Consider the following 18,335-nt stretch of genomic DNA (forward strand, 5'->3'; position numbering starts at 1 on the left):
TTTCATGGCCTTCTCTTGACCTCAGACGACACCGCCGAGGCAGACATATTTGATTTCGGTGAATTCCTCGATGCCGTAGCGCGAACCTTCGCGGCCGAGGCCAGAGAGCTTGACGCCGCCGAAGGGCGCTTCGGCCGTCGAGATCAGCCCGGTATTGACGCCAACCATGCCGTATTCCAGGGCTTCGGCAACGCGGAAGACGCGGGCGAGATCCTTGGCATAGAAGTAGGAGGCAAGGCCGAATTCGGTGTCGTTGGCCTGTGCGATGACATCGGCCTCATCCTTGAAGCGGAAGAGGGGAGCGACCGGCCCGAAGGTCTCTTCCTTGGCGACGGCCATGGCGGGCGTGACATCGGCAAGCACAGTTGCCTCATAAAAACGTCCGCCGAGCTGATGGCGATGCCCGCCAGCAACGATACGGCCGCCCTTGGAAAGGGCATCGGCGACATGCTCTTCGACCTTGGCAAGGGCCGCCTCGTCGATCAGCGGACCGAGGTTGATGCCTTCGTCGAAACCGTTGCCTGTTTTCAGCGAGCCGACAGCCTTGGAGAGCTTTTCGGCAAAGGCATCATAGACGCCATCCTGCACGTAGAGACGATTGGCGCAGACGCAGGTCTGGCCATTGTTGCGGAACTTGGCGATCAGTGCGCCCTCGACGGCCGCATCGAGATCGGCATCGTCGAACACGATGAAAGGCGCATTGCCGCCAAGCTCAAGACCGAGTTTCTTGATGGTCGGCGCGCTCTGCTTATAGAGCTCGGCGCCGACTTCGGTCGAGCCGGTGAAGGTGAGCTTGCGCACGACGGGGCTTGCGGTCATCTCGCCGCCGATGGCACGGGCCGAGCCTGTGAGAACATTGAAGAGGCCCTTCGGCAGGCCGGCGCGTTCGGCAAGGATCGCAATGGCGATCGCCGAAAATGGCGTCTGCGAGGCAGGTTTGAGCACCATGGCGCAGCCGGCGGCAAAGGCAGGGCCGGCCTTGCGGGTGATCATGGCATTGGGAAAATTCCAGGGCGTAATCGCCGCCACGACGCCGATCGGCTGCTTCATGACCAGAATGCGCTTGTCCTTCTGGTGGCCGGGAATGATGTCGCCATAAACGCGGCGGGCTTCTTCGGCAAACCATTCGACGAAGCTGGCGCCATAGGCGATCTCGCCCTTGGCTTCCGGCAGCGGTTTGCCCTGCTCTGCCGTCAGGATGCGTCCGAGATCGTCCTGATTTTCCATCATCAGCTCGAACCAGCGTCTCAGGATGCCGGAGCGCTCCTTGGCGGTGCGGGCAGACCATTCCTTCTGTGCGGCTTCTGCTGCGGCGATCGCCTTCTTGGTCTCGGCAGCCCCCAGATTGGGGACCAGGCCGATGATCTCGCCATTCGCCGGATTGTCGACCTTGATCGCATTGGACGGATCGGCTTCGATCCACTCGCCACCGACCAATGCCGCCTGCCGGAACAATGTTGCGTCTCTCAAATTCATGACAGTCTCCTCGCCTCGCGAACGTTGATGAGAAGCGGGTGTTTTCCCGCTCTCAAGGGTAACGCTTAAGGCGCGATAATCGGCTGTGCCTTCAAGTCAGGCTCGGCCACTTCCGCACCGGCAAACAGGCTACCATGTTCGAACCATGATTTGGGAGCCGGCGCACCCCAAAGTGTCTGACGTTGTGGATCTTTGAGATCCCACTTGATCGGCTCCAGATCGGGATCGACGGTCTGATAGTCCGAGCAATAGATCTCGATGCGGTGGCCGTCGGGATCGAGAATATAGAGGAAGAAGGCGTTGGAGATGCCGTGGCGTCCCGGACCGCGCTCGATATTGGCGACCCAGCCTGTCGTCGCCATCAGGTCGAGCAGGTCGATGATGTTGAGCGGCGTCGGCACCCAGAAGGCAGTGTGGTGCAGGCGCGGGCCACGGCCATTGGTGAAGGCGATGTCGTGGACACCGCCCTTGCGGTGCGTCCAGGCGGCCCAGAGGCGGCCGGTCTCGGCATCCTCGGTATATTCGGTCACGCGGAAGCCGAGTTCATTATAGAAGGCGACACTTTCGTCGACATTGGTCGAGAAGCAGTTGAAGTGGTCGATGCGCAGCGGCTTCACGCCCTTGTAGAGCGCATATTTCTGGTGGATCGGCGGCAGGCGGTCCATCTTCGAATAGAATTCAAGCGGGATGCCATGCGGGTCGCGGGTGCGGAAAGTCCGCGCCTGATAGGGGCGCTCTACCCATTCGACTGGCAGCTCCTTGCCCTTGAAGAAGTGCGCCGCCTTATCGAGATCCTCGTCGCTGAAGACCTTGAAGCCGAGATCGCGGGCTTCGGCCTTGTCGGATTTCTTCAGCACGATGCAGTGATGACCACGTTCCTCCATTGCCCGGAGGTAAATCGTATCAGCCGTTTCATCCGTCACCTGCAGGCCGAGCGTGTCGACATAGAAGGCACGGGACTTGGCAAGATCGGTGACGCCAAATTCGATATGGCTGAGGCGAACGATGTTGAAGGGCGGATAGAGATTAGGTTTCGGCAGGGGCATTTGTTCCTCCTCTTATGCGTACTTATAGATATTGGCGGCTCAGCCGCCGAGTTTCTGGATCGCGTGCGGCTTGGTGGCGAAGGCGACGTTCTTGGTTTCCATGTAGAAATCGAAGGACCAGTCGCCGCCGTCGCGGCCGATGCCGGAGTTCTTGACCCCACCGAAGGGTGTCGGCAGGTGACGCACATTTTCCGAATTGACCCAGATCATGCCGGCTTCGAGGTAATCGGTGAAACGGAAGGCCCGGGTGACGTCGGCCGTCCAGAGATAGCCGGTGAGGCCGTATTGCACATCGTTGGCTAGCGCCAGCGCATCGGCTTCGTCCTTGAAGGGAATGGCGGTCAGCACCGGCCCGAAGATTTCTTCCTGAGCAATGCGCATCTGGTTGCTGGCACCGGTGAACAGGGTAGGCGAGACGTAGCAGCCACCGCCAGGACCGTTGACCTTTTCGCCGCCGGCAGCAAGGGTCGCACCTTCGGAACGGCCGATCTGAATATATTCGAGTACCTTCTTTTCATGGACGGGATGGACGAGCGGGCCGACGACGGTTTCCGGATCAAGGGGATGGCCGACCTTGATGCGCTTGGCCTTCTCGGCGACGATCGCGGTGAACTTGTCGTAGACGCTTTCCTCGACCAGCAGGCGGGAGGACGAAGTGCAGCGCTCGCCATTCAAAGAATAGATCATGAAGACGGCGGCGTCGGCGGCGCGCTCGAGATCGGCATCGGCAAAAACGATGACCGGGTTCTTGCCGCCAAGCTCGAAATGCACGCGCTTCAACGTGTCGGCACCTTGCTTCATGATCATCGAGCCGGTGCGGCTTTCGCCGACAAAACCGATCGCCTTGATCAGGGGATGTTCCGTGAGAGCCTTACCGGCGTCTTCGCCCAGACCGTTGACGAGATTCCATACCCCCTTCGGGAGACCAGCGTCTTCGGCGATCTCCACCAGCAGGCGGGCCGTCAACGGTGAGAATTCTGCCGGCTTGTGAACGATGGTGCAGCCCGCAGCGAGAGCCGGCGCGATCTTCCAGGTCGACAGCATGAAAGGCGTGTTCCAGGGTGTGATAATGCCGACCGGGCCGATCGGCACGCGTGTCGTCAGGTTCATTTGGCCTTCGGCGCGCAGCGCCTTGCCATCGCGCGCTTCCGGCGCGCGGTCGGCGAAGAAGCGGAAGTTTTCCGCGCCGCGCAGGGCGGCCTTCGCCATGAATTTCAGGGACTGTCCGGTATCCATGCATTCGACGAAGGCGATTTCTTCGGCGCGGGCCACGATCGCATCGGCGATTTTATGCAGGAGCTTCTTGCGGGCATCACCCGGCATCGCGGCCCATTCAGTGAAGGCAGCCTTTGCGGCCTTTGCGGCGCGATCGATATCGGCTGTCTTGCCGTGAGCGACGGTGGCGAGAGGCTTTAGATCGACAGGCGAGATGGTCTCGAAGGTCGAACCGTCATCGGCTGGAACATCCTCGCCATTGATGCGGTTGAGAACGCCGCGATCCTTGAAACGCGCGAGAAAGCCTTCCGCCTTTGCGATGTTTTCCTGCAGTTTGGACATCGTCTATTCCTTTGGTGTTATGTCGTCCCGCGAAGGGAATGTCACTTGCCGCGCAGCCGCGGGTGGATGGCGTTCTTCTTCCAGCTGAGTTCGGCATCGATCTCGCGGATCTCAAGCGAAAGCGCGAAATGCGGCGTCTCGAAAAGCGGGCCGAGAACATCGATCGCCGCGGCGAAGATTGCTTCGCCAGTGCGTTTCTTTTCGTCCTCCGTGCGGCCTTTACCGATGCGGAAGTTCAGATCGACGAAAGCGTTTTCTGGTAGCATGTCGGCGATGGCATAGTGATCGGCGCGAAAGGCGCGCACCCGCACAGCCCCGACCTCGAAAAGCCCGGTGTCGAGAACTGTCTTCAGCAGTCGCTCGCAGAGCACGCCGATATCGGCGCGACCCTCCAGATTGGCCGAATATTCGATGGCGAGATGCGGCATCAAGTCCTCCCGAGACCTCAATTACTTAACACGTTAATAAATATCTCGTAGATGTCAAGCGGCAAAGTCGAGCCGTCTTGCCATCTGCAGACTTTCATGGACGTAACGCGACAGACGTTCGGCATTGCCCGGAATTTCCGGACGTTCCGCGAGCCATCCAATATATGTAAGGTTCCTCAGCACCATGAATAGGGGCAGGGCCGCCAGAGCCGCTTCGGAGAGCGTGCGCCGGCTGCGATAGCCTGATATCAGCGCTTTCTCGATTGCCGGATAGGCGGGTTCGTTACGGTTCTTGAGCAGGGTGGTCGCAAGATCGAACAGGCGGAAGCCGTGTCCCGCATCGTCGAAATCGATGAAGGCGACATTGCTGTCGGCTCCCGTCAGAAAGATGTTTTCTCGCACGAGATCGGCATGGATCAGCCCGTAGTCGAGGCTTCGGCTGCCCGCATTCGCGAGGGCACGGCGCAGCTCGTGGCGTAATGCCGAGAGGGCGATAGTGCTCTCAGATGAAAGGCCGCGACAATCCCAGAAGCGGCCCCAGAGGGGCGTTTCCCCGACCAGCCCATCGATGTCCCAAACCGGGCGGCGAAAACGTTCCGGTGGTTCCCACGCATCGGCAAGCGCGTGCATGGTGGCCATGTTCTGTCCGATACGGAAGAAGATTGCTTCCTGCATCTCAACAGACTGCGATAGCGGCACGCCACTTTGGCCAAGCGGCACACCATCGATCCAGCTCACCACGTCGGCATGCTGTTCGGCAAAATGCCTGTTGGCCGGCAGTCGGACAAGGCTGTGCTTTCTGCTTGTCGGCACAGGGCTCGGCACATCCAGGCCGCCGTGCTTGAGGGCGGCCATGAAGTGCAGCTCCGAGCGCAGGCTCGTCTCGTCATGATAGCCTGGCCGATGCAGCCGGAGCGCGGCGAATTGCCCGTCTTCCAGCGTGATGCGGAAGACGGCATTCTCCCGATATTTCATCAGGATGGGTTCATGGGCCTGCACGGCCCAATGGTCGAGTGCTTGCAGCGCACGCTTCTGCAGCGCGTCGCGGATGGTCTGTGGCAACGGATCGGCCATATTGCTTCACAGACCAATCAATACGTCGTCGAAGATCGACAACATAAAGTCGGCATTGTCCCGGGTGAATGGCATGGGCGGGCGGATCTTGGTGGCGCATTGGTGAATGCCGATCTTGCCCATCAGCACGCCGCGGTCGCGCATGGCATTGATGATCCGGGTCGCCTCGGCAGTGGCCGGCTCCTTCGTTTGCCTATCCAGCACGAATTCCGTACCCATGAAGAGGCCGCTGCCGCGCACATCGCCGATGATCGAGTGCTTCTCGGTCAGCTGCTTGAAGGCGTCGCGCGTGTATTCGCCGACATTGCGGGCATTCTCGACGAGGTTTTCATCCTCGATGACATCGAGCACGGCCATGGCCGCAGCGCAGGAGACCGGATTGCCGCCGAAGGTGTTGAAATAGCGGAATGCCTTGCGGAAGGTGTTTATCGTATCGACATTGGCAATGACTCCGCCGACCGGGTGGCCGTTTGCCATCGGCTTGCCGAGCGTGACGATATCGGGAACGATGCCGGCGTGCTGGTGACCCCACATATGCGTGCCGGTGCGGCCGAAACCGGGCTGCACTTCGTCGGTAATGACGAGGCCGCCAGCCTTGCGCACGGCGGCAACCGTCTTGTCGAGAAAACCTGGCGGCAGATCCGGAAAGCCCTCATTGGCGAAGAACGGGTCGATGATGATGGCTGAAAAGCCATGCGGGCTGTCCTGAAGCGAGGCGATCGCCTTCTCGACTTCTGCCGCGAAAGCAATGGCAAAGGCATCGCCGCCCTTACCGCCGAGCGGACGATAGCTGTCCGGCGCGGGCACATGGCGAACATGACCGCCGAAACCGCCGACGGGCGGCATGCGGGTCGACAGCTGCGACACTGCCGCCGTGTTGCCGTGATAGGTGTGGTTCGTGGCGATGACGCCGGTCTGGCCGGTCATGGCTTGTGCCATGCGCAGGGCTACGTCGTTCGCTTCGCTGCCGGTGCAGGTCAGGATCGCCGCATTCAGGCTTTTGTCGAAGGTTGCTGTCAGCCGCTCGACATAGTCGAGAATGCCTTCATGCAGATAGCGCGTATGCGTATTCAGTGTCGACGCCTGCCGCGCGATCGCTTCCACCACGCGAGGATGGCAATGGCCGACATGCGGCACATTGTTGTAGCAGTCGAGATATTTGCGGCCGTCGGCGTCCCAGAGCCAGACGCCTTCCCCGCGCACGAGATGCACGGGGTCGTCGTAAAAGAGCGACATGTTGCGGCCTAAAAGCCGTTCACGGCGCGTAATAAGAGCTGTGTTGTCGGACATGATCAGCCTCTCGCTGCGGTGAGGCCTGCGTCGAGCGCGCTCAGCATGGTCTGGACATTCTCGGCCGTTACGATCAGCGGCGGCGACATGATGACGTTGGCGCCGGACGTGCGCACCAGAACGCCGGCGTCATAGGTGGCGTCCTGCACCTTTTGGATCACATCCTTGGCGGCGCCGCTCTTCTTGGCACGGTCGCTGACGAGTTCGAGGGCGCACATGAGGCCCTTGCCACGCACGTCGCCCACCAGCTCATGCTTGTCCTGCAGCTTCTTCAGTCCGGCAAGCAGCTCTTCGCCACGAGCGGCGGCGTTGTCGGCGACGTTGAGTCGCTTGGTTTCCTTCAAGGTGGCGAGGGCTGCTGCGGCACCGACGGGATGGCCGGAATAGGTGTAGCCGTGGCCGATGCTGCCGAGCGGCCCCTTATTGCTTTCGAAGACCTGCGCGACCTTGTCGGAGATCATGACAGCGCCGAAGGGGAAATAGCCGTTGGTGATCGCCTTGGCCGTCGACATCATGTCCGGCTGCACGCCCCAGAGGCGCGATCCGGTCCAAGCGCCCGTGCGGCCGAAGGCGGTGATCACCTCGTCGGCGATCAGCAGGATCCCGTGCCGCTCGCAGATCTCGCGCATCAGCGGCAGGAAGGTTTCGTGCGGAACGATGACGCCGCCCGCGCCGAGCACCGGCTCGACGATCAGTGCGGCGATTGTATCGGCGCCCTGGAAGGCGATTTCATCCTCGAAAAGCCTGCCGATCGCAGCCGCGATTTCCGCACCGTCGGTGGTGTTGAACGGGTTGCGGTAAGTGAACGGAGCGGGCAGGTGGAAGACGCCCGGCAGCAATGGCTCGTAGTTGCGGCGGAAGTTCTGGTTGCCGTTGACCGAGGCGCCACCGAAATGCGTGCCGTGATAGCCCTTTTTCAGCGCGATGAACTTGGTGCGCTCCGGCTGGCCATTGACCTTGTGGTACTGGCGCGCCAGCCGCAGGCAGGTCTCGACCGAATCCGAGCCGCCGGAGGTGAAGAAGGAACGGCTCAACCCATCCGGCTTGAACCATTCGGCAAGCTCGTAGGAAAGCTCGATTAGCGGCGAGTTCGTCGTGCCGCGGAAGGTCGAATAATAGGGCAGCTCATCGAGCTGGTCGCGGATAGCTTTCTTCACCGGCTCGCAGGAATAGCCGAGATTGACGTTCCATAGGCCGCCGACGGCATCAAGTACCTTCTGGCCCTGAATATCGACAATTTCGATACCTTCGCCCGAATTGATGATGCGGGGGGGATTGGCCTGCATCTCGGCTGGATGGGCCATCGGATGCCAGAGATGCCGGGCGTTGTTTTCGATGATGAAATTGGTTTCGCGCATGTCAAATTCCTCTTTGTTCAGAGCCCCAGCATCGCAAGTGCGCGGGCATAGCTTTCGGCAGGGCGGGTCACGTCGAAATGCATGTGAGGCAGGTTCACGGCTTCAGCGCCCTCGATGTTCTTCTTCTGATCGTCGACGAAGACGCAGGCCTCGCGCGGCAGGTTGAGCTCGGCAAGGACGAGCTCGTAAGCGCGGGGATCCGGTTTCAGTATCTTCGTGTAGGTGGCGTCGACGATAACGTCGAAGAGCTCGATCAGCGGAAAACGCTGGCGGAACTCAACGCCGTAGAAAAGGTCGAGTTCGTTCGACAGGATCGCCAGCCTGAGGCCGGCCTCCTTGGCGCGCAGGATGGCATCGCGCGCTTCCGGCCGTAGAACCAGTTCCGGCTCGGCGCCGCGCGCCCGGCGCACGAAGGTCTGCATGTCGGTCCAGCTTTCACCGACCAGCTTGCCGACTTCGCCTGCTCGGGTCAGCCAGTAGTCCCGTTCTGTGATCTCGCGATTCTGCATTGCGACCCAAAGCGAATCCGTCGCCGTGTCGAACGGGCCGAGCCAGGTCAGCGATCCCGGGGGAAGGCCAAGCGTGCGCTCGGTGACGTCATGCGTTTCGAACAACGTGCGGGTAACGACACCGCCAAAGTCGAGGATAAGTGCGCGATCTTGGCTCATGGCCGCCCCTCGGGAATGACGCCTTCGGTGACCCATCGATCGAAGATGGCAAGGGCGGCGGTGGAAAAGGCGGGCGCATTGATATGGGCGTCAACCTCGTGAAGAGCGACAGAGGGCGGAAGGGCACGGCGCATTTCGTCGATGAATGCGTCGAGGCCTTCCGGATCATGCAGCGGTTCTTCCGGTTTGTCCCATTCCTGCAGCCCTTCCGTCGGCAGCAGGAAAGCAACCTTCGCTTCGGCGCGTTGCAATTTCTGTCCGATCAGCCGAGCGACTTCGCGCCGGCCTTCGGGCGAAGTCGTCACCGATCCGATCAGCCTGTTATGGGCGTGATAGGGACGATCCGCGAAGATCGCTGGCAAGCTCTGCCACGCCTGGAGATCGACCATGTCGACCGCACCGGGTGCGACGATCTGCGGAATGCCGGCGCGACCGGCGTTTTCGAGCCTGTCCGGTCCAGAGGTAACGACGCTGCTATAATGATGATTGCTGACTTCCTGGATGCAGAAGTCGAAGACGGCGGCAAAGCCCCCCTTCGCAGCGATTGCTTCATAAGCACGCCCGCCCATGCCGGTCGAATGGAATACGGCAACGTCGTAACCGCGCTTTTCCAGCTCGGGCCGCAGATATTTCATATATTTGAGGCAGGACGAGCCGAGCGACGTCATGCCGACGAGGGGCCGTTCCCGATCGGGCTTGATGCCGTGCTTGGCAGCGCCGACGACCGCGCCGCAGGCCTGTGAGAGCACGGAGCGGCAGATACAGTTGAGGCCGTAGAGACCGCCGGCCCAGAGAATCATCATCAGGTCGGGCGCAATGCGTTCGGGCGGAATGAGGTGGGAGTAGGCAATGGTCGAAACCACGAATTTCGGGACGCCGAGCGGCAGGACGGCAGCGACATCGAGCGCCAGATCGGTGCCCATGGAGCCGCCGAGCACGATGATGCCGTCGATGAGTCCGTCTTCATAGAGGCGGAGGGTGAGGGCCGACGCACCCTTCGCCATAGCTGCCATGGCGCTGTTTTCATCACCGCTTTCGGCAATCGCCGTAATTGTGGTTCCCGCAGCCTCGGCAATGTCATGCTTGGAATAATCAGGATGATAGGGCGGATCGCCGAGAATACTCACATCCATCATGACCGGTCGGCCGCCGGCTTCAGAGATGACGGATGCCATGAATCGCAGTTCGTCGCATTTGGTGTCACCGGTTCCGATGACGAGTATCCTTGGTGAGGGAGCCTCCGGGCTCATCAATCCGTCCTCCTGAGTTTCGCAATGGTTCCCGTGGGTCTTTCCGACCCGTAGTATTTTTCTGAGATCGCGTTGGCCGTGGCGAAGGCCTGCGCGCCGAATTCCTGGATGGCAGCCTTCGTGGTGCGAGAGAGCGGGGCGGCGATTGCCACGCAACCGATCGGGCGGCCACTCGGCGTGCGCACCGGTGCCGCCGTGCTGATAACGCCGGCCTCAAGACCTTGGTCAATGACGGAAAAGCCCCGTGCTGCGGTTTCGTCGAGCATTTTATGCAGCGATTGGGGATCGGTGACGGTGTGATTGGTAAATTTTTCCAGCGGCTTTTTAAGCGCTGCGTCGATTTCTGCCCGTGGACAGAAGGCCAGAAAGGCAAGGCCTGATGCCGTCGCATGGAAGGGAAGGAGGCTGCCGACATCGACGATGATGCGGTGCGCGCGTGGCGAATCCTCCACGTGAATGGTCGAGAGCTGTCCGCCTGAGAACTCAGAGAGATGAACAGTCTCGGTCGAGGCTTCGGCGAGCGCCTTGACGAAAGGAATTGCGATCCGGAGGAAAGGAAAGCGCGCTTCCCGGATACGGGCGAGGCGAACGGGCGCCGAGCCGATGCGGTAGCGGCGCGTGTCCTGATCCTGCTCGACGAAGCCGTGTTTTTCCAGCTCCACGAGAAAGCGTCGTGCCGTCGCCTTGTCTAGCGCGCACAGGCGGGCGATGTCGGTCAGACCCGCCTCCTTGTCCAGCCGTGACAGGGTATCCAGCAATGCCAGCGCCTTTCCGATCGTGCTCATCATTCCTCCTCTTGGGTTGGTCAGGTTCTGATTCTGTGCGTCCAGCCTCGGCTTCCCGTCAAATCAGCTTGCTGACCCTGCGCCGCGACACGATAGCAGCGACCCAAGATACTTAACATGCGAAATAACTTGACAGAGGCCGGCAATGTTTGCAAGTCTATATTTGAAGCTGTGGTTCAAATAATGAACCACAAGCGCTGGCGGCGGCTAAATCAACAAAAGCATAAGCCCCGCTCGTCAGTCCGGTTGTTGGTGGAGGTCGCACGCGTGCAATCGCGGCGATGATCGGATGCTCTTAAACAAGGGGAACGAACGCAGATGAACACGCAAAATTCGCAAGGTGCCGCTGAAAACCAGCTGCGCAAAAACAGTCTCGGCGTCGGTGCCGTGACCTTCCTCGTCGTTTCGGCTGCCGCGCCGCTGACGGCTGTTGCCGGCGGCGTGCCGCTTTCGATGATGCTCGGCAACGGGCCAGGCATTCCGCTCACCTTCCTGCTGGTGACGGGTATTCTGCTGCTGTTTGCAGTTGGTTACGTCGCCATGGCCCGCCATATAAGAAATGCCGGCGCCTTCTATGCCTATACGGCCCAGGGCCTTGGCGGCCTCATGGGCGGTGCTGCCGCGCTCATCGCCATTCTCGCCTACAATGCCATGCAGGTCGGCGTCCTCGGGCTTTTCGGGGCGGCGACCAAGGGCTTTTTTGCCGAGCAGATCGGCCTCGATCTTCCCTGGTGGGTCTGGAGCTTCATCGGCATCGCCTTCGTTGCCGTCTTCGGCTATCGGCGTGTGGATCTCTCGGCCAAGGTACTGACGGTGCTCGTCATTCTCGAATATCTGGTCGTCCTCGTCATCGATGCCGCGATCTTCGTCAAGGGCGGCGATGCTGGTCTTTCCGCAGTACCTTTCACGCCGACCGCCTTCTGGAGCGGGACGCCCGCCATCGGCCTCCTGTTCTGCTTTGCCGCCTTCATCGGCTTCGAAGCGACGACCATTTACAGCGAAGAAGCTCGCGAACCGGAAAAGACCGTACCGCGCGCGACCTATATTTCCGTTCTCATCATCGGCCTGTTCTATATGCTGACTTCCTGGCTGATGGTAACTGGCGCCGGCGTCGACAAGCTTGTTCCGACGCTGCAGGGCCTTGCCGATCCCACGACCTTCCTCTTCGGCCTTGCCGAGCGCTATGTCGGCCACTGGATTACCGTCGTGATGAGCGTGCTCTTCATCACCAGCCTGTTTGCCGGCATCCTCGCCTTCCACAATGGTGTGGCGCGCTACATGTATGTCGCCGGCCGCGAAGGCCTGCTGCCGAAGTCGGTCGGTGTCACGCATCCGATCTTCCAGAGCCCGCATGTCGGCTCGATCATCCAGACCGTTATCGCCGTGCTCGTCGTTGCACTCTTTGCGGTGACGGGGCAGGATCCGGTGCTGGCGCTGTTCTCCTGGCTCACCAATGTTGCGACGCTCGCAATTATCCTGCTGATGGCGTTCACCGCCTTCTCGATCGTCGTGTTCTTCAGCCGCAATCCCGGGCTTGAGCGCAATGTGCTTGCTATCAAGGTGCTGCCGATCGTGACGGGTCTCATCCTTCTGGCGCTCGTCTATTATATCTCGGCGAATTTCGGCGCGATTGCCGGCGCCAACGGCGTGCTTGCGGTAGTCTTGCCGGGCCTGGTGCTGATAGCAGGGATCATCGGGTTCATCGCGGCGGCTCGCCTGAAGTCGGCCGATGCGGCAGGCTATGCCCGCCTCGGCGCGGGCCAGGAAGCCTGAACCAGTTCCAATCATGGTGGCGGGAAAACCCCGCCACCTCTTTGTGAGAGAATGAGATGCAGGACAAGATCGACCAGCTCCGGACATTATCCGTTTCCCCGCAGGAATTGTTCATTGCAGGCGCCTGGCGCCAGCCGATCGGCGGTGCTGCGATGGATGTCATTTCGCCAATCGACGGAACAAAGCTGACCACGATCGCCGATGCGGGCACGGAGGATGTCGATCTCGCGGTCAAGGCCGCGCGGCAGGCTTTCGAAAAGGGCAGTTGGTCGAAAGCGGCACCGGGCGAACGCAAGAAGGTACTGCTGAAAATTGCCGAACTGATCGAGAAGAACGCGCTCGAATTGGCCGTGCTCGGGGTGCGCGATAACGGCACTGAAATTTCGATGGCGCTGAAGGCCGAGCCTGGCAGCGCCGCCAGCACGTTCCGTTACTATGCTGAGGCAATCGACAAGATTTATGGCGAGATCGCGCCGACGGCTCATAATATTCTCGGTCTCGTCCACCGCGAGGCCATCGGCGTCGTTGCCGCCATCGTGCCGTGGAATTTCCCGATGATGATCGGGGCTTGGAAGATCGCGCCGGCACTTGCCGCAGGCAATTCCGTCGTGCTGAAGCCCGCCGAGGGTGCATCGCTGACGCTGTTGAAGCTTGCCGAGATTTGCGCCGAAGCGGGATTGCCCGAAGGCGTGCTCAACGTCGTTACAGGCCGCGGCTCGGTCTGCGGCGAGGCGCTCGGATTGCACATGGATATCGATGTCCTCGCCTTCACCGGCTCCGGCCCCGTCGGACGGCGGCTCCTGGAATATTCGGCGCGCTCGAATTTGAAGCGCGTCTACCTGGAGCTTGGTGGCAAGTCGCCCAATATCGTCTTTGCCGATGCGCCCGATCTCGAACAGGCGGCCAAGGTCTCGGCCTATGGCATTTTCCGTAATTCCGGCCAGGTCTGTGTTGCCGGTTCCCGGCTGCTTGTGGAGAAGTCGATTCATGAGGCTTTCTCCGAGAAGGTAGCCCGCATTGCCGAAAGCATGAAAATTGGCGATCCCTTGCAACTGAAGACGGAAGTTGGGGCTATTTCCAGCGAGATCCAGCTGAAGAAGGATCTTGGCTACGTCTCGCAGGCGGTGTCTGAAGGCGCATCGCTGCGCACCGGCGGCTCGCGCATTCTTGAGGAGACTGGTGGTTATTATATGCGGCCGGCCGTATTCGACGTGACGCCATCCATGACCCTGGCGCGGGAAGAGGTCTTCGGGCCGATCCTGTCGATCATTGCCTTCGAGACGGAAGCGCAAGCACTTGAGATCGCCAATGCCACGGAATATGGCCTCGCCTCGGCCGTCTGGACCTCGAACCTGTCGCGCGCCCATCGGATGGTGCGGGGCATCCGCGCCGGCGTGGTGCATGTCAACACCTATGGCGGCGCCGATAACAGCGTGCCACTCGGCGGCGTCAAGCAATCCGGCAATGGTCATGACAAATCGCTGCACGCGCTCGACAAGTATGTCGATCTGAAGACGGCTTGGATTCAGCTCTGACGGATTGTTTACTCATGCAAACAGGGTGCCGCATTATCATCGGCACCCTGTTTTGTTTCCCACAATCGATTGCTATTCAAGCGGCCCCTAGCCGCCGAAGCTGCCCGTCTGGGTCGGAACATGCACATAGTTGCGGTCGAAATAGAGCAGCGCATGCCCATCCTTGCGGCTGCGAATATCCATCACTTCACCGATGAAGATATGGTGCGTGCCAACGAGGCGTGCTTCGGTCAGGCGGCAATCGAAGGAGACGATGGCATCGGAAAGCGCCTGGCTGCCGGAGCGGAAGTTGATCCATTCCGCTGCGGCGTAGCGCTCCTCCATGTCGGCGCGCTGACCGGCGAAATAGCCGGCCAGTTCCTTGTGCTCCTGCGTCAGGACGTTGACGCAGAAGCGACGATTATCGAGGAAGAGGCTTGTTTGCGCCGAGCGACTGTTCATGCAGACCAGCAGTGTCGGCGGCTCGTCGGTGACGCTGCACATGGCCGTCGCGGTAAAGCCGCCACGGCCAGCGGGGCCGTTGGTGGTGATGACATTGACCGGTGCGCAGACCCTGGCCATGGCGTTGCGAAATTCGGTTTTCGAGAGTTGCTCCTCCATGGCAACGTCCTCACTCGGCGGCGCCGCGGACTGGGGAGGTATCGCCGAGCGGCGGCAACCACGTATCTCCGGTCCAGCCGTTCTCGTCGTAATCGCTCATGCACTGATCGACGAGCGCTTCCATCTCCTTCAGCCGCCCGCCGCGCTCGGCGCCCTTCAGCACCTGCAGGCGAACTTCCTCCGGCGCGCCGGCGTAGTTGAGCTCGTAAAGGGCATGGCGGCCGCCAAATTCGGTGCCTGTGGCGTCCCAGAGCAGCTTCATGATCTTGATGCGCTCGATATGGCCCATATCGTTGGAGCCGCGCACATATTGCGCGAGATAGCGGTCGATCTCCTGATTGCCGAAATCCTTGGCCGAAGAGGGCAGATAGATAAGCCCGGAAGCGATGACCCTGCGTACGGTTTCGATGACGCGCGGATAGGCCTCCGACATGAAGGTGCGATAGGAGAGGGCGGCTTCCATGTTCGGCAGTACCGCGCCATTGGCCCAGGGCTGCGGATTGTAGGCCATGGCGTTGGAGAATGACCAGAACATGTGACGAAGTGCGATGATTTCGCCGAGTGCCGCCTGGTTGCCGCGGAAGGCATCGCCGCCGGTCGCGCGCAGCGCCTTGGCCAGCAATCCGGCGATGAAATCAAGCTTCACGGCGAACCGCGTGCAGCCCTGGAAACAATAGCCGTGCATGAAGCCCGAGGCCGGGTGAAACGAGAGGATCTTGGCCGCATCGCGCAGCACGAGCACATCCTCCCAGGGCACGAAGACATTATCGAGCACCAGGATTGCGTCGTTCTCGTCGAAGCGCGACGACAGCGGATAGTCGAAGGGATGTCCCACCGTATTGGCTGTTTGCTCGTAGGAGACGCGGCAGAACATCTTGATCCCGGGCGCATTCATCGGAACGATGAACATAACCGACAGAGACGGGTCTTCCGTGATCGTCGCCGAGCTCTGGGCAAGGAAATTATAGTGGGTCAACGCCGAAGACGTCGCTACGACCTTGGCACCGGAGACATAGATGCCGGCATCTGTTTCCTTGGTGATATGGACGAAGACGTCCTTGACGGCATCGGCCGGCTTGTGGCGGTCGATCGGCGGATTGACGATCGCGTGGTTCATGAAGAGCACGGATTCCTGCGCGCGCTTGTGCCAGGAAAGCGCATTGTCCTTGAACGGCCCGTACCAGTCGGCGTTGGCGCCGAGCGTGTTCATGAGCGCGGCCTTGTAATCGGCCGTGCGGCCCATCCAGCCGTAGGACATGCGCGCCCAATCGGCGATGGCGCCCTGCTGAGCGACAAGCTCTGCGGAAGATTTTGCCACCCGGAAGTATTTGTGGGTATAGCCGCCTGAACCGGTATCGGTCGGGGATGTCAGGCGATCTTTGGTCTTTTCGTCGTGCAGCGCGTCGTACATGCGGGCGAGCGAGCGGACGGAATTGCGCATGGCTGGGTGCGCAGTCACATCGGCGATGCGCTCGCCATTGATATAGACTTCGCGGCCGTCGCGCAGGCTTTCCAGATATTCGGCGCCAGTAAACGGACGGGTCTTGTCGCTGCGGTGATCTTCAGCTCGCATCTCGTATTCCTCCCTTGAGATCATGATCAATGCTACGTCCGGAACCCCGTCGCGACCATGGACAAAGGGGGCAATTCGCTGGTACTTTTTCCGGCATGTCGCAGAAGAACGAGATCCCGAATTTCTTTGTCTATGGCGTGCCGAGCCGGGCGCTGGATGTCGGATTCCTGCATGTGGAAACGGTCATGGACCGTAAAACGCTGCATTTCGGGCATGTCTCATCCCATAAACACCCGCTGATGGGGCAGATCACTTATTGGTACAAGGGCGGTGGCCGTTACCGGATCGAGGATCGGACTTGGAATTTTTCCGCTCCGACGATCAGCTTCGTGCCGAGTAACATCATTCATGGATTCGATGTCGATGATCAGGCCGATGCCATCGTCGTTTCGATATCGGACGATACTTTAAAGGCTTTGGCGCCCCAGGTGGATCTAAGCCTTGACGTGCCGACCTTTCTGACGGCACGGCCGGACGATCCTTCCTGGCAAAAGATCGACACGCTGCTGCAGATGGTCAGCGTCGAGTATCGCGAGCGCGGCGGCCAGGGCGAAAAGGTCATGCTGGGGCTGATCGGCGTGGTGCTGTCGCTGATGAACCGGCTCGGCGGCAGCGCGGCCCTGCCTTCGGCTTCGCCGACCGTAGCGCTTGCCCTGGCGCTGCGCAGTGCCGTCGATAGGCATTACAAGAGCGATTGGCCGGTCGGCAACTATGTCGACCTGCTCGCCACGACGCCGCATCTGCTCGACAAGGCGGCGCGCGAGGTGTTCGGGCACAGCGTCAAGGAAATGCTTTTGGACCGGCGGCTACTGGAAGCCAAGCGCCTGCTGATGTTCACCATCCGCTCAGTCGAGGATATCGGCCGCGAGGTGGGCTTTGAAGACCCCGCCTATTTCTCGCGCTTTTTCCGCAAGCGGGTGGGGGAGGCACCGGCGGCCTGGCGTCGCCGGAATTTGGAGCGGGAGCCATCAGATAATGATGCGGCGTAGCAAGGGGCGGTCGTTGCGACGTGTCCGACATATCTTGATCGATCAGCTTCTCCGGTAGCGGGCGCGGAATTCGCGCGGCGTGCAGCTTTCGCGCTCATGGAATAGCCGGGAGAAGTAGAACGGATCATCGAATCCGACTTTCGAGGCGATGATCTCGATCTTGTTGTCCGTCATCGTCAGCAACTCCTTGGCACGGTCCATGCGCACGCGAAGCTGAAAGCCCTTTGGCGGGAGCCCGACTTCCGCCGTGATTTTTCGGCGCAGCGTGGCGGGAGATATGCCGTATTCAGCGGCAAAAGCTGCCATATCAAGGGGTTGTGTCGCTCTTTGGCGAAGCGCCTCGATGATTTCGCCGATATCCGAGCCTTGCTCAGGGGAGGGAACGGCCTGGCTCGCCTGCCGCGCAGCCTGAATGACGATCTGATGAAGAGCGGCGGCGGCAGCGGCTCTCGACAGGTTAGTATCTTCGATAAGGTCGTCGTGGATGGTGCCGAAGAGACGCTGCACATTGTCGAGACTACGAACGATGATGAGCGGATTCTGCTCGCTGATAAGGCGAAGGCGCAGAAAGTCGCGCGCGAGGGAGCCTTCGAAAAGCGCCCATCGCTCGCTCCAGCCTTCAGCATCGGGGCCGTAGGAGTGCTGGCGGTTTGGGAAGAGCCAGAAGAGCGCCGGGCCTTTCACGCTTCTGCGACCGCCGGCATCCGTTTCGAGAAAGCCCTGGCCGCTTTCGACGAGCACCACCGCATAGCTCGGCAGCTTCCGTGCTTTAACGGCATGCATGGCATGCTGCCTGCCGCTGCCGGTGACGGCCAGTCCTCCGGCGGCGGCAAGTGGCGAGCGGTAGATGGCATGTGTTGTCGGTTTCATGGTGAGCGAAAAGTCCAGTATTACTTTCGTCCATGTAGTGAACCATCGCCGCCTGCTAGATTC

At 60.6% G+C, this 18,335-nt stretch carries 16 protein-coding genes; 3 read left to right on the top strand and 13 right to left on the bottom strand.

The window, feature by feature from the left end:
• Window positions 1-21: 21 nt before the first annotated feature.
• From gabD to PH562_RS14360, 10 genes are all read right to left on the bottom strand, one after another.
• Entirely contained in the window at window positions 22-1,476 is a 1,455-nt protein-coding gene (gene gabD / locus PH562_RS14315) for an NADP-dependent succinate-semialdehyde dehydrogenase (protein ID WP_285173756.1), read from the bottom strand.
• A 65-nt stretch (window positions 1,477-1,541) separates the two neighbouring features.
• Window positions 1,542-2,522 (bottom strand): 3,4-dihydroxyphenylacetate 2,3-dioxygenase, encoded by a 981-nt coding sequence (gene hpaD, locus PH562_RS14320; RefSeq protein ID WP_285173757.1) that lies wholly within the window; start codon window positions 2,520-2,522, stop codon window positions 1,542-1,544.
• Between the two features lie 39 nt (window positions 2,523-2,561).
• Window positions 2,562-4,079: a 5-carboxymethyl-2-hydroxymuconate semialdehyde dehydrogenase gene (hpaE, locus tag PH562_RS14325; protein WP_285173758.1), complete on the bottom strand. Its 1,518-nt coding sequence runs from the start codon at window positions 4,077-4,079 to the stop codon at window positions 2,562-2,564.
• A 41-nt stretch (window positions 4,080-4,120) separates the two neighbouring features.
• Window positions 4,121-4,507, bottom strand: coding sequence for a 5-carboxymethyl-2-hydroxymuconate Delta-isomerase (locus tag PH562_RS14330; RefSeq protein ID WP_285173759.1), 387 nt, complete (start codon window positions 4,505-4,507; stop codon window positions 4,121-4,123).
• 54 nt (window positions 4,508-4,561) lie between these two features.
• On the bottom strand, window positions 4,562-5,581 hold the full coding sequence (locus PH562_RS14335; RefSeq protein ID WP_285173760.1) for a homoserine kinase: 1,020 nt from the start codon (window positions 5,579-5,581) through the stop codon (window positions 4,562-4,564).
• A gap of 6 nt (window positions 5,582-5,587) precedes the next feature.
• A complete protein-coding gene (locus PH562_RS14340; protein ID WP_285173761.1) occupies window positions 5,588-6,871 on the bottom strand; it encodes an aspartate aminotransferase family protein in 1,284 nt (427 codons plus the stop codon).
• 2 nt (window positions 6,872-6,873) lie between these two features.
• Window positions 6,874-8,229, bottom strand: coding sequence for an aspartate aminotransferase family protein (locus PH562_RS14345; protein WP_285173762.1), 1,356 nt, complete (start codon window positions 8,227-8,229; stop codon window positions 6,874-6,876).
• A 17-nt stretch (window positions 8,230-8,246) separates the two neighbouring features.
• On the bottom strand, window positions 8,247-8,897 hold the full coding sequence (locus PH562_RS14350; protein WP_285173763.1) for an HAD family hydrolase: 651 nt from the start codon (window positions 8,895-8,897) through the stop codon (window positions 8,247-8,249).
• On the bottom strand, window positions 8,894-10,147 hold the full coding sequence (locus PH562_RS14355) for a Tm-1-like ATP-binding domain-containing protein (RefSeq protein ID WP_285173764.1): 1,254 nt from the start codon (window positions 10,145-10,147) through the stop codon (window positions 8,894-8,896). Before PH562_RS14355 ends, PH562_RS14350 begins: the two co-directional genes overlap by 4 nt.
• Window positions 10,147-10,932 carry an IclR family transcriptional regulator gene (locus PH562_RS14360; RefSeq protein ID WP_285173765.1) on the bottom strand — a complete coding sequence of 262 codons (786 nt, stop codon included), beginning with the start codon at window positions 10,930-10,932 and terminating at the stop codon, window positions 10,147-10,149. Before PH562_RS14360 ends, PH562_RS14355 begins: the two co-directional genes overlap by 1 nt.
• A gap of 318 nt (window positions 10,933-11,250) precedes the next feature.
• Between PH562_RS14360 and PH562_RS14365 the strand changes: the two genes are divergently transcribed.
• Together PH562_RS14365 and PH562_RS14370 are read left to right on the top strand one after the other, a co-directional pair.
• A complete protein-coding gene (locus PH562_RS14365) occupies window positions 11,251-12,705 on the top strand; it encodes an APC family permease (RefSeq protein WP_285173766.1) in 1,455 nt (484 codons plus the stop codon).
• 56 nt (window positions 12,706-12,761) lie between these two features.
• Window positions 12,762-14,240, top strand: a complete 1,479-nt coding sequence (locus PH562_RS14370; protein WP_285173767.1) for an aldehyde dehydrogenase — start codon at window positions 12,762-12,764, stop codon at window positions 14,238-14,240.
• 87 nt (window positions 14,241-14,327) lie between these two features.
• Here PH562_RS14370 and PH562_RS14375 read toward each other — a convergent pair whose 3' ends face one another.
• Both PH562_RS14375 and PH562_RS14380 read right to left on the bottom strand, forming a co-directional pair.
• Window positions 14,328-14,840, bottom strand: coding sequence for a flavin reductase (locus PH562_RS14375; RefSeq protein ID WP_015342805.1), 513 nt, complete (start codon window positions 14,838-14,840; stop codon window positions 14,328-14,330).
• 10 nt (window positions 14,841-14,850) lie between these two features.
• A complete protein-coding gene (locus tag PH562_RS14380; protein WP_113228692.1) occupies window positions 14,851-16,413 on the bottom strand; it encodes a 4-hydroxyphenylacetate 3-hydroxylase N-terminal domain-containing protein in 1,563 nt (520 codons plus the stop codon).
• A 95-nt stretch (window positions 16,414-16,508) separates the two neighbouring features.
• On the opposite strand from PH562_RS14380, the gene PH562_RS14385 reads away from it, so the two are divergent.
• Entirely contained in the window at window positions 16,509-17,402 is an 894-nt protein-coding gene (locus PH562_RS14385; protein WP_285173768.1) for a helix-turn-helix domain-containing protein, read from the top strand.
• A gap of 42 nt (window positions 17,403-17,444) precedes the next feature.
• On the opposite strand, the gene PH562_RS14390 is transcribed toward PH562_RS14385, so the two are convergent.
• Window positions 17,445-18,272: a helix-turn-helix transcriptional regulator gene (locus PH562_RS14390; protein WP_285173769.1), complete on the bottom strand. Its 828-nt coding sequence runs from the start codon at window positions 18,270-18,272 to the stop codon at window positions 17,445-17,447.
• Between the last annotated feature and the right edge of the window lie 63 nt (window positions 18,273-18,335).

It is taken from the genome of Rhizobium centroccidentale (genome assembly GCF_030182565.1).
Taxonomy (GTDB): Bacteria; Pseudomonadota; Alphaproteobacteria; order Rhizobiales; family Rhizobiaceae; genus Rhizobium.